The organism is uncultured Veillonella sp., from assembly GCF_900545205.1.
In the GTDB taxonomy this organism is placed as follows: Bacteria; Bacillota; Negativicutes; order Veillonellales; family Veillonellaceae; genus Veillonella.
Map to the genome: position 1 here is coordinate 1 of NZ_UQYC01000059.1, position 11524 is coordinate 11524.

13 protein-coding genes and 1 other annotated feature are annotated in these 11524 nt (G+C 36.8%); of the genes, 3 read left to right on the forward strand and 10 right to left on the reverse strand.

What is annotated here, in order from left to right; all coding sequences use genetic code 11:
* Positions 1-65: 65 nt before the first annotated feature.
* From QZR70_RS06885 to QZR70_RS06915, 7 genes are all read right to left on the reverse strand, one after another.
* Complete coding sequence (locus QZR70_RS06885) at positions 66-395, reverse strand: multidrug efflux SMR transporter (protein WP_105089575.1); 330 nt, start codon at positions 393-395, stop codon at positions 66-68.
* Positions 396-539: 144 nt separating this feature from the next.
* Complete coding sequence (gene leuB, locus QZR70_RS06890; protein ID WP_295784051.1) at positions 540-1610, reverse strand: 3-isopropylmalate dehydrogenase; 1071 nt, start codon at positions 1608-1610, stop codon at positions 540-542.
* Positions 1611-1812: 202 nt separating this feature from the next.
* On the reverse strand, positions 1813-2304 hold the full coding sequence (locus QZR70_RS06895; protein WP_005387442.1) for a 3-isopropylmalate dehydratase small subunit: 492 nt from the start codon (positions 2302-2304) through the stop codon (positions 1813-1815).
* A gap of 1 nt (position 2305) precedes the next feature.
* A complete protein-coding gene (leuC, locus tag QZR70_RS06900) occupies positions 2306-3565 on the reverse strand; it encodes a 3-isopropylmalate dehydratase large subunit (protein ID WP_295794055.1) in 1260 nt (419 codons plus the stop codon).
* Between the two features lies 1 nt (position 3566).
* Complete coding sequence (locus QZR70_RS06905) at positions 3567-5105, reverse strand: 2-isopropylmalate synthase (protein WP_105089572.1); 1539 nt, start codon at positions 5103-5105, stop codon at positions 3567-3569.
* 156 nt (positions 5106-5261) lie between these two features.
* Positions 5262-5465: a binding site (T-box leader), on the reverse strand.
* 82 nt (positions 5466-5547) lie between these two features.
* A complete protein-coding gene (locus QZR70_RS06910; protein ID WP_295794059.1) occupies positions 5548-5955 on the reverse strand; it encodes a hypothetical protein in 408 nt (135 codons plus the stop codon).
* Between the two features lie 304 nt (positions 5956-6259).
* Positions 6260-6889, reverse strand: coding sequence for a hypothetical protein (locus QZR70_RS06915; protein WP_295794063.1), 630 nt, complete (start codon positions 6887-6889; stop codon positions 6260-6262).
* Between the two features lie 183 nt (positions 6890-7072).
* On the opposite strand from QZR70_RS06915, the gene QZR70_RS06920 reads away from it, so the two are divergent.
* The 3 genes from QZR70_RS06920 (at position 7073) to QZR70_RS06930 (ending at position 8208) form a co-directional block, all read left to right on the forward strand.
* Positions 7073-7354, forward strand: a complete 282-nt coding sequence (locus QZR70_RS06920) for a type II toxin-antitoxin system RelB/DinJ family antitoxin (RefSeq protein WP_295794065.1) — start codon at positions 7073-7075, stop codon at positions 7352-7354.
* Positions 7355-7360: 6 nt separating this feature from the next.
* Positions 7361-7633, forward strand: coding sequence for a type II toxin-antitoxin system YafQ family toxin (locus QZR70_RS06925; RefSeq protein WP_105086330.1), 273 nt, complete (start codon positions 7361-7363; stop codon positions 7631-7633).
* 227 nt (positions 7634-7860) lie between these two features.
* A complete protein-coding gene (locus QZR70_RS06930) occupies positions 7861-8208 on the forward strand; it encodes a hypothetical protein (protein WP_295794068.1) in 348 nt (115 codons plus the stop codon).
* 62 nt (positions 8209-8270) lie between these two features.
* Here QZR70_RS06930 and QZR70_RS06935 read toward each other — a convergent pair whose 3' ends face one another.
* The 3 genes from QZR70_RS06935 to QZR70_RS06945 all read right to left on the reverse strand — a co-directional run bounded on the left by QZR70_RS06935 (position 8271) and on the right by QZR70_RS06945 (position 11361).
* Complete coding sequence (locus QZR70_RS06935; RefSeq protein ID WP_295794070.1) at positions 8271-8744, reverse strand: hypothetical protein; 474 nt, start codon at positions 8742-8744, stop codon at positions 8271-8273.
* A 68-nt stretch (positions 8745-8812) separates the two neighbouring features.
* Complete coding sequence (locus tag QZR70_RS06940) at positions 8813-9796, reverse strand: hypothetical protein (RefSeq protein WP_295794072.1); 984 nt, start codon at positions 9794-9796, stop codon at positions 8813-8815.
* Positions 9781-11361, reverse strand: coding sequence for an ATP-dependent endonuclease (locus QZR70_RS06945; protein ID WP_295794074.1), 1581 nt, complete (start codon positions 11359-11361; stop codon positions 9781-9783). Before QZR70_RS06945 ends, QZR70_RS06940 begins: the two co-directional genes overlap by 16 nt.
* Positions 11362-11524: the final 163 nt, after the last annotated feature.

Here is an 11524-nt window from a genome sequence, read left to right on the forward strand (position 1 = left end):
CAAAGCAGTAATGGTTAAATTTCGATACATTGAAGAATTCATAAAGGCCTCCTTAGTTAATATATCTAGTGTCCTACATTTCCCCACAAATTAAGGATCACTACGCCTACCACGATTAAAGCAATACCTAGCACGGTGTAGATATTAATGCCTTCGTGAAAGATAAAGACAGAAATCAATGTCGTCACTACAAGACCTACACCAGACCATGTAGCATAGGTAACGCTCAGCGGAATATATTTCAACACATGGGTTAACGTATAAAACGACCCTATGTACCCAAGCGCACAGGCAATGGTCTGCAACGGCCTTGTAAACCCGTCAGATGCTTTTAACATTGTCGTTGCAAATAACTCAAGCCCTATAGATAAGGCAAGTAAAAAATAAGATAACATAACCCCCTCCTACAAAAAAGAGAGGGACTTGCCCTCTCTTTTATAACGTCTAAATATATAATACTTTCATATTATAAAACATATGATATGGTTTTGAAATGATTTAGTTCACTTTATGAACTTTCAAAATCTTGTTATATACGATTATAGACGTTCGATTACAGCTTGCGCCATTTCTGTGGTACCTACGCGTTTTAAACCTTCGCGGTAGATATCACCTGTTCGGTAACCATCAACGAGCACTTGTTCAACAGCTTTTTCAATAGCGTCAGCCACTTGAGGTAAATCAAGGGAATGACGGCACATCATAGCTGCGGACAAGATTGTGCCCAATGGGTTCGCCAAGTTTTGGCCCATGATGTCTGGTGCGGAACCGTGGATTGGTTCGTACAATGCTGTGCCTGTACCCATGGATGCAGATGGTAAAAGCCCGATGGAACCAGAGATAACAGCGCCTTCATCGGACAAGATGTCGCCGAACAAGTTTGTTGTCACGATAACGTCGAATTGTGCAGGATTTACAACGAGTTGCATCGCTGTATTATCCACATAGAAGTAGTCTGTTGTGATGTCTGGATTAGAAGCAGCTTTCTCTTGAGCGATTTTACGCCACAAACGAGAGGAAGCCAATACATTTGCTTTATCTACGGATACAACCTTTTTGTTACGTTTGCGAGCTGTTTCCATAGCGATGTCCATGATGCGCTCTACTTCGTAACGGCTGTAAGTTTCTTTATCCCAAGCGAACTCGTTAGCACCTTCACCTTGTGCCTCTTCGCGTTCACCGAAGTAAATACCGCCAGTCAACTCACGAACGATAACGAAATCTACATCTTGTACGAGTTCCTTTTTAAGAGGAGAATACTCTTGCAAGGATGGATAGATTTTTACAGGACGCAAGTTACAGAACAAACCAAGCTCCTTGCGAAGACCAAGGATTGCTTTTTCAGGACGGATAGAAGGATCTACATTATCCCATTTAGGACCGCCTACAGCACCAAGCAATACAGCATCAGCGGCTTTACAAGCCTCGATAGTATCCTCAGTCAAAGGCACGCCGTATGCATCAATAGACGCACCGCCCGCTTTTTTATCAATCCAATTAACCTTTACACCGGCTTTCTCAAAAGCCACATCACACACAGCCTTCGCTGCAGCAATAATCTCAGTACCGATACCATCACCAGGAATCAATACGATATTCTTTTCGCTCATATTACCTCTCCATATAACAAATGCTCATAGATGAACCACAAACTCATCAGCCTTTATTGCACTATTCAGGTCTATAGCCTGTGCCGAGCCTTCACACTTCCGAGAGCCGAATGCTCGTCGAAAACGACTTTGGCCTTGCGAAGGCCGCAGGCCGCAGTCAGACCCGGCCAGTGGAGGCTTGAGACGAGTGTTCGGCTCGCCCTTACTTGCGGTTTTTCGCAAAGTTCACAAGACCTCCTGCTGCCGCAATGTCTTGAATGAATTGTGGCAATTCAGTGCCTTGGTATTGTTCATTTTTAGTCAAGTTATACACGATACCTTTAGACAAGTCTACGCCGATAGCATCGCCTGCATCGATACGATCAACTTGTTCACCGATTTCAATTACAGGTAAACCGATGTTGATGGCATTACGGAAGAAGATACGTGCAAAGGAGTGTGCAATGATAACAGGCACGCCTTTTGCTTTGATAACGCCTGGTGCGTGTTCACGGGAGGAACCACAGCCAAAGTTTTTACCAGCTACCATGATTTCGCCAGCTTTCACATTGGGAGCGAAAGTAGTATCAATATCTTCCATCGCATGTTCAGCCAATTCATTCCAGTCAGCAATCGCCAAGTAACGAGCCGGAATGATTACGTCTGTATCTACATCGTCGCCGTAGCGCCAGATTTTTTTGCTTTCAAAATCCATATTAAACCTCCTCAGGGCCTGCAATGCGGCCTAATACAGCACTTGCTGCCGCCACGTAAGGGCTTGCCAAATATACTTCAGAATCAACGTGACCCATACGACCACGGAAGTTACGGTTTGTAGTGGAAACTGTGCGTTCCCCTTCAGCCATGATACCCATGTAACCGCCAAGACATGGACCACATGTTGGCGTGGACACTGCGCAGTCAGCTTGAATGAAGATGTCCAATAAACCATCTTTCATAGCTTGATCGTATACATCTTGGGAACCAGGAATTACGATACAACGAACGAATGGAGCTACTTTGCGACCTTTGAAGATTTCTGCAGCTGCCACCAAGTCTTCGTAACGGCCATTTGTACAAGAACCAATGATAACTTGGTCGATTTTAATATCTTTATCGATTTCGTTGATGTAATGTGTATTGGATGGCAAATGTGGGAAAGCTACAACTGGTTGCAATTTAGACAAGTCAATTGTAATTGTTTGGGCATATACTGCATCAGGGTCTGGATTAATTGGTTCTACAGGACGATTTACGCGACCTTTGATGTATGCTTCAGTAATTTCATCATATGGGAATACGCCACATTTACCGCCAGCTTCGATAGCCATGTTACAGATTGTAAGGCGGTCAGCCATAGTCATGTGTTGTACGCCTTCACCAGAGAATTCAAGGGCCATGTAACGAGCGCCGTCTACGCCGATTTTACCGATTAAATCAAGGATTACGTCTTTACCAGTTACCCATTTGTTAGGTTTGCCGATAAGCTCAACCTTAATTGTTTCAGGCACTTTGAACCAAGTTTTACCTTCTGCCATAGCTACGCCCGCATCAGTGGAGCCTACGCCTGTGGAGAATGCATTCACCGCACCATATGTACAAGTGTGGGAGTCAGCACCGATCATCATTTCCCCAGGACCGATAAGACCTTTTTCTGGCAAAATAACGTGCTCGATACCCATGCGACCAACTTCAAAGTAGTTTGTGATGCCATGTTCGCGTACGAAATCGCGCATGACTTTAGCTTGTGTAGCAGATTGAATATCTTTATTTGGTGTGAAATGGTCAGGCACCAAGTAGATTTTATGACGGTCAAATACAGGTTTGCTGATTTTTAAGAACTCTTTACGCGCTGGTGGGAATGTGATGTCGTTCATCAATACCGCATCCAAATGACATTCGATGATTTGGCCTGGTTTAACAACATCAAGACCCGCGTGACGAGCCATATTCTTTTCAGTAATGGTCATACCCATATTATTTTTCCTCCTCTTGTTCTAGCTCCATAGCTAGGAATACTGAGTTTACTGCATTAATATATGCATTTACACTTGATTTAACGATATCGGTGCTGATACCACGACCATGGTACAAACGACCGTTATATTCTACCTTAAGGGTTGCTTCCCCAAGGGCATCTTTACCTGCTGTAATCGCGCGGATTTGGTAATCTTTCAAACTAATTGGCAAGCCAACCACACGTTCAACCGCTTTAAGGGATGCGTCTACTGGACCGTCACCAACGGCAGCATCGGCTTTTTCACCTTCTGGAGTCATAAGGCGAACGTCTGCGTATGCATAACCTTTTTCACCCAATTTATAGTATTGAGCCACAAGCTCGAATGCTTTTTTATGATGTAAGTTATCTACTACAAGAGCGATGATATCATCATCGTATACTTGTTTTTTACGGTCTGCCAATTCTTTGAATTTAGCGAAGAGGTCGTTGATTTTCTCTTCTGTGAAAGATTGGAAACCAAGTTTTGCCAAATGATCAGCAAAGGCATGACGGCCAGAGTGTTTACCCAATACGAGGTCTGTTTTTTCAGCCCCTACGGACTCAGGAGTCATGATTTCATACGTTTCAGGGTTGCTCATCATACCATGTTGGTGAATACCAGACTCATGAGCAAAAGCGTTAGAGCCAACGATTGGTTTATTTGGAGGAACTACAACACCTGTCAAACGACTTACGAGTTTAGAAACTTTTGTAAATTGTTTTGTATCAATGTTCACTTGAAGATCGCCGAAGTAATCATGGCGTGTTTTTAGAGCCATTACTACTTCTTCAATCGCTACGTTACCAGCGCGTTCGCCTAGACCATTAATTGTGCCTTCTACTTGGCGTGCACCTGCTTTAATAGCAGCTAACGTATTTGCATTAGCAAGACCTAAGTCATCATGACAGTGAACGGAGATGATGGCATTTTCAATGCCTGGAGTATGTTCTTTGATGTAACGGATTTTGTCACCAAACTCATTAGGGTTCATGTAACCTACTGTATCTGGTACATTAATAATCGTTGCACCACCAGCAATAGCAACACCAAATACTTGGCACGCGAAATCTAAATCAGAGCGTGCTGCATCTTCACCGGAAAACTCGATTTCATCAACTTTACCTTTTGCATACGCCAATACAGATTTAACCTTATCCAAAACCTCTTGGCGAGTCATTTTTAATTTATATTCCATATGAAGTTCGGAAATAGCAATGAACACATGTAAACGGCTGCGTTCCGCATCTTTCAACGCATCAATCGCTTTTTGTACGTCCTTTTCATTAGCACGTGCCAACGCACAAATTGTTGCACCTTTTACTTCGCGTGCAATCGTTTGTACTGCTTCAAAATCCCCAGGGGATGCTGCTGGGAAGCCAGCCTCGATTACGTCGATGCCGAGGCGTACTAGGCCTTTCGCAATTTCAATTTTTTCAGGAGTTTGTAAAGACACACCTGGTGTTTGTTCCCCATCACGAAGGGTTGTATCGAAGAAATATACGCGATTTTGATCCATAATCTTCACCTTTTCTGTACTATTAAAACATAACACTTTATTATATCTATCAATTGTGAAAGTTTAGTAAAATCGCTGATGCATCTATGATGATCTATCAGTGCTTTTACTAGACTTTTACAATAAAAAAAGCCCCTCAGAACAACTGTCGTTGCTCAAAGGGGCGTTATATACATAACACGGTACCACCCTAATTGGGACTCGTTTCGGGTATAACGGAACCACCGTCGATGACTACTGCTGAATTCGCCACCAAAGCTCACGGGAGAGTGTCAGCGTACAACCTCTATTGCCTCGCACCAACCGGCAACTCTCTGAAAGCAGGATTTGTAAACCTTTATACCCATTCATAGCTCGTATTTAAGATATAAGGGTATTGTACTGTATTCTATAGAGTTATGTCAATTAAAATAAAATGAATATGTTTAATAAGATATTCTCGTTAGTATCTACCCCACTCTAACTCATCAAAACTATTCAAGATTAATTTTTCCATTTTTACAACTTGATTAGATAGCTCTATTCTGCCATTAACAAATAAAATATCTGTATACCATTCCTTTAAACTAGCATACACTTCATTCTCTAAATCAATAATGATAGTTTCTATGGGATCCCAAGTTTTGCATCTTACAGACTCGACCATAACCATGCTACTGCCTATGAAAGTAACATCTCTACCATATATCCAAAACGGCAATACTTTGTCTTTTATAGAAATAGAATATATAGCATCGCCATGAGGTGGTTCCGTTTCATATTGTGCTTTAATTTTGTACTTTTCCATTATCTTGTTGCTAGCATTTTCTATGTATGGTAGCTTTGAAATCTTATAATTATCTACGTTCATAAGAGCTCCATTATTTTATTATCAATTACAATAAAGAGGACTGTATAACCTTGGTTTGTCACCACTATCTGACAAAGAAGCCCTTGCTAGGACCGGCATCCTTTGCAAGGGCTTCTTTGGTGCATTTAATCAACACTTTGCTCTATCGATATTCTACCATAAAAAGTAAAATATTGTCATTATGAGTAACTTTATTTCACATATAATATAAAAACCCCTCGGAGTTGCCGCTCCGAGGGATTTTGTAGTTAATTGCACAACTATCAATTGGCTATCTTGAATATACTACACTTAGAGTGTTTTTTCAATATTGTACACTGTTAATCAATTCTCTAGCCCTCTCAACAGAAACTGGCTCATTAAATAAGAACACATGGTTCTGATTTTCATGTTCCCAAGATGCTAAGTATACATAATCATCCACCATTCGATATGTCACGGTTATGTCATTTATAACTTCTGTTTTCTGAGGCACATAATCCTTATAGTCACCTGCGATATTACCAGATAAAATAGATACGCGATATTTAATATATTTTGGCATATCATCTACACGGTCAAAGTATTTTCCTTTTAAAAGCTCATGATAGGCATACACCACTTGTAGTACATCGTGATCCACAATAGATACATGTACAGGGCGGAGTCCCTCTACCCCAACTGGCAACTGCGGCTTAAAGTTCAAATGTTGCTTAGCCTCATATACAGTATCAAATACCTCTAAAGCTTGACCCTTCCGAGTGCTTTTATAATCACTATCAGTCATGCTACAACTACCAAGACCATCAGGACAAGGAAACTCATTTCGATCACCATAAGGCTGATCATAAATAGAATTACCATTGAGCCGAAAACGCATCAAATCATCTGCGGAGGCGATATTGATAGAACCTATGAAAGCGAGCGTAGCTAATACACATACAACCTTTTTCATAATTTACTCCCCTATAAACAAACTACATATGTTAAGTAAATTATACCATTCCAACGCTTAATATTCTTATACTTATAAAACCTCTTATACTAAAAAAATCATTTTAAATGATTGCAAAACGCTTTATAATGATTGCATTATAAATTCAACTGCAATACAATATAAATAATAGGAGGTGATATTATGGCTAAAACAGCCTCTATCAGTTTGCGCATCGAACCTGCTGTAAAAGCACAATTAGAAGCATTATATGCTAGCTTTGGCATATCCGTAACTGATGCGATTAATATTTTTCTTCACACATCGCTAATGGAAGGTGGATTTCCATTTCAACCTAAACAACCTCGTTATAATGCAGAAACAGAAGCTGCGATTCAAGAAACAAAAGATATATTAGCAGGAAAACTTAAAACAAAATCATATGCTAATGTAAAAGAAATGATTGAGGATTTAGGATTGGAGTAATCAGTTATGTTGAGATTAGTGCTTAGCAGTAAGTTCAAAAAGGACCTAAAGCGCTCCAAGAAACGCGGTAAAGATCTCAATAAACTCTATTCAATCATCACTAAATTACAGAATCAAACGCTATTAGATCCTAGTTATAAAGATCATCCATTAACAGGAAACTACGAAGGTTTTAGAGAGTTACATATCGAACCAGATTGGCTCCTAATTTATGCAATCAAAGATGACATACTAGTATTATCTTTAACTCGCACAGGCAGTCACTCTGATTTATTCTAAAAAGCTAAAGAGGAATGTGAAAGCATTCCTCTTTTCTATTTTCAAAAATTTTAACCAATAATCATCACAATTCTATCTGATTTGATAGTATCTATCCAAAATCATTCTACTATTCAAAATTATTGTAGGTGCTATAATGAACTCATCAAAAGGAACAGATGCTCATATGATACGAATTACAGCACGTTTCCTAGCCTATAGTCAGTAGTTTATAAAAGGAGATTATCATGACCCATGCACAATTAACACAACTTGTACGAGCTTTATTAGATGCGCCAACAAGCAATGAAACAGTAAAGGAATTTGCTCAATCTTGGATCGATGCCGAAGGAAAACCTGAACAAGAAGAACTTACAAAACAACTCGTATCTGTAGCAGAGCAAAACATTGCTTTTATTGACGAAACAATCGGATTTGCTGGTTCTGAACTCGCTACACAAATCCTTGGCGCGGAAGGTGCAGCTAACCTTTTACAACACGCTAAAGACATCAAGGCACAAGGTGCAGAATTCTGTGACTGCCCTGGTTGCATAGCATGCAAACACGTTATCGATTTGAAAGCGGAAATTAAATAATCAATAAAAATGAAAGTAGCTCCTTATATAAGGAGCTACTTTTTACATTATAGTCATTGTCTTTATATTTTATGGTAAATATCATCAGTTTTGCCATCAATAAATATTTTTACTTTAGTATCTTCTCTGTCTTTATTAATAATTAAACTAAAACCATACTTATATTTATATTGATTATTGTAATTAGTTAAGTATGCTAGTTTATTTTCATCCTTTATAAATGCTTTACTCTTATCGTTCCACCATGGTTTAACTTCAATAACAATTAAGTTATCATCATTGTTTCCTCTCTTATGGACAATTATATCAGGAATTATCTTATCACATCCCATTTGCTTAATTGCATCCAAATCTCTACTAAACTCACAATCAATATCATATTCTTGAATTAGTTGAGACAAATAGCATCCTAGTTTATGAGCGACAGATCGTTCGCTGACATAATACCGTTCCCCATTACTTATTAAATATTGGTCATTATCATATAAAAAATCTAATGCTTTAGCTATTATACTCATTACTATATCCTGATTCATTGTAGTTATCCACCTTACTTAATATGAAATTTATCGTATAAACCTTATAAAACGCTTAAAGTATTAAATTAATTATCCTTATAATAGTTCTTTACTTTTTTCTCTTCAATAAAATATAAGTTGCCCTTTGTCCGTGTACATGCAACATAAAATTTAGATAGTGTCTGAGGCACAAGTAAAGATAAATTATTTTTTTTATAAGCCTTATAGGTAGTGTTATTTATAACAACACAAACTGATTCATATTCAGAACCTTTACTATCTCCCCAATTCTTAGCATTACAGGGGTACTCATAAGACTTCTGATAAAATAATTTTTTTATAGCATCATCTTCTAGTACAGTAGCTATTTCATTTATTTCTGTAAGCTCCTTAATCTCTATCGGTAAATCTTTCGTCCCTTTAATATTAATCCCCATTTCATTTCTAATAAAATCACAAACTTTTATTGGGCATCGTACAGAGCTAGAAAGAATTCTATCCTCCCATTCAAAAGCAGATAGTTTTTCCTTCCACAATTCAAAACTACTATGAATTCTAGATCCCTTTTTTCCTACTTGAGATGAGCTATACGTTTTTTGAAAGAAATCACCTAGAAAAACAACCTTTATAGAACATTCAATTAGACTTAATGCAAATTCAAAATCATAGGCTGTTAAATCCTGAAACTCATCAATATAAATCACATCAAAAAAACGATTAATTCGATTTATATATTCACGCCCCCCATTAATTAGAACTTTAGATATTTTATTGCTATAAATATAGTCACCATTAAAATCTCTAAAAGTATTATTATTAAAATCAATTCCTTTGAGCTTTTTTTCACAATAATAAGGACGTAAACAAAAAGAGTATAAAAATTGAAATAATCCAAAAACATGAATATTGTCTGGTAGTCTACCAAATTTCTTTATTATTCTATTCTTCAGTTCTATTTGGTTTGTAATAGTATAAGTAATTATCGCTATACGCGTATCTAAATCTAAGGATTCAATAATATATCTTGTCTTACCACTACCTGCAACAGCATGAATTATTCGTTTATCCATTCGAAAGCCTCTTTTATATATTTAGGAATAATAAATTCTGATTCATTTTCACAACTTAATTTAGAGGAAATCCTATAAGCGGCTTCGGCTTTTTGATTTAATAAGAAAGACTGTATATTCTCACTCCTAGAAATTCTATTTTTCTCTAACCATTCTTGATTATCATTAAACAAACACACTTCAAACGTATATCGATCATCATTTTCATCAGAAAAAGCTTTAATAAAATTAGTATCATAAGATCTATACTTCTCGATAACTTTATGTTTATAGTCATGATCATTATCAGTTATTACGGCAACTTTATTCTTTATAAGCTTAGAAATTGCAAGATAACGCTCAAAGCTCAATCCATTACAGCTAATAAGAGTAATTTTATCATCATATAGGCTAGAACTATTATCAGTAAAATATTTATACATATCATCTATAAGAATATATTCAGCTGCACCTTCAACTAGAATTACTTTCGATGAAAGGATAAAGTTAAGAACATTTTGATTTGTCAATTTTACAAAAAACTTCTCAGTATCTTTATCTAATTGATTTAACTTAGTGATTTTATTATTACCTAAAATAAAACTATTACTAAGTTCTAACTTTGTAGCAATCATATTAGAATGAGTTGAAAGAAAACATTGTGCACAAGTTAACTGTTGAAGTAATTGAATCAATAACTGCATATTTCCAAAACTTAAATGATTTTCAGGCTCTTCAATAAGCAATACATCTATATCCTGAGTTGCTTCATACTTAAACAGACTCAATAATAGCTTTTCACCTTGCCCTAAGCTATTAATATCAATATTACCCTTTTTTACAGTTAGGAAATTACAAATATCCGAAGAATACACTCCATCAACATCTATTTTATACTCGCCTTCTTTAATTTTATTTTTCTTATAAAGTTCGCCAATATACTCTTTACTTGCTGTACGTAGACCATTGAAAATACGAGCACGATCTCCTTCTTCTGTTACTGATTCAAATATATGCGTAACATAATGTTTTAATGCTATTTCGACATTTATCTCACTAGTATTTATAAATTCCCATTTATACTTAAAAGGCTTTTTAAAGCTATTATAAGGCTCATCAGAAAAAGTAGAATACCTTACAGTATAATACTCAAATGGAAAAATTTTTTGATTGCCCTCAAGACAATTATAAAAATCCTGTCTATAATCCTCATCAAGCTCAATTACTAATCTCATTCCATATAAGTTCCGATTCTTAGAATTATGTTTACCTTCTAATTTAAAAATATCTTTAATCTTATCACTATTAGAATCAAGATATACTTCAACGAGAATAATAGGCAGCTCTGCCTCTTTGTTATCTAAATAGGCCGATAGAAAATTCTCAATAGTATTACAATTAAAGAGGTTATGAATACCAATCTTACTAATACATGAAAAACTACCGCTCAAAACAAGCCTAATAGCTTCAAGTATCGTACTCTTTCCTGCACCATTATCTCCAATAAAAATATTTTTATCAGGATTGCAAACAAATTCCAAGTCTTTAAACTGCCGATAATTCTTCAGTATAACGCTCTCAATCATAACAATTTTCCTCTTCTAAGCCAAATACCCTTACTATCGAAAAATTTAATCTTATATTCATTATATTCCTTGACATATATTTTTCAACCAAATAAAAAGCCCCTGTTTTATGATATGTACCCATTTTCCTGGACACATATTATTTACTAGCCTAAACACATGG

Excerpts from the sequence above, each read along its gene's own strand:
- QZR70_RS06885 (WP_105089575.1), bottom strand. The coding sequence starts at position 395 with ATGTTATCTTATTTTTTACTTGCCTTATCTATAGGGCTTGAGTTATTT.
- leuB (WP_295784051.1), bottom strand. The coding sequence starts at position 1,610 with ATGAGCGAAAAGAATATCGTATTGATTCCTGGTGATGGTATCGGTACT.
- QZR70_RS06895 (WP_005387442.1), bottom strand. The coding sequence starts at position 2,304 with ATGGATTTTGAAAGCAAAAAAATCTGGCGCTACGGCGACGATGTAGAT.
- leuC (WP_295794055.1), bottom strand. The coding sequence starts at position 3,565 with ATGGGTATGACCATTACTGAAAAGAATATGGCTCGTCACGCGGGTCTT.
- QZR70_RS06905 (WP_105089572.1), bottom strand. The coding sequence starts at position 5,105 with ATGGATCAAAATCGCGTATATTTCTTCGATACAACCCTTCGTGATGGG.
- QZR70_RS06910 (WP_295794059.1), bottom strand. The coding sequence starts at position 5,955 with ATGAACGTAGATAATTATAAGATTTCAAAGCTACCATACATAGAAAAT.
- QZR70_RS06915 (WP_295794063.1), bottom strand. The coding sequence starts at position 6,889 with ATGAAAAAGGTTGTATGTGTATTAGCTACGCTCGCTTTCATAGGTTCT.
- QZR70_RS06920 (WP_295794065.1), top strand. The coding sequence starts at position 7,073 with ATGGCTAAAACAGCCTCTATCAGTTTGCGCATCGAACCTGCTGTAAAA.
- QZR70_RS06925 (WP_105086330.1), top strand. The coding sequence starts at position 7,361 with ATGTTGAGATTAGTGCTTAGCAGTAAGTTCAAAAAGGACCTAAAGCGC.
- QZR70_RS06930 (WP_295794068.1), top strand. The coding sequence starts at position 7,861 with ATGACCCATGCACAATTAACACAACTTGTACGAGCTTTATTAGATGCG.
- QZR70_RS06935 (WP_295794070.1), bottom strand. The coding sequence starts at position 8,744 with ATGAATCAGGATATAGTAATGAGTATAATAGCTAAAGCATTAGATTTT.
- QZR70_RS06940 (WP_295794072.1), bottom strand. The coding sequence starts at position 9,796 with ATGGATAAACGAATAATTCATGCTGTTGCAGGTAGTGGTAAGACAAGA.
- QZR70_RS06945 (WP_295794074.1), bottom strand. The coding sequence starts at position 11,361 with ATGATTGAGAGCGTTATACTGAAGAATTATCGGCAGTTTAAAGACTTG.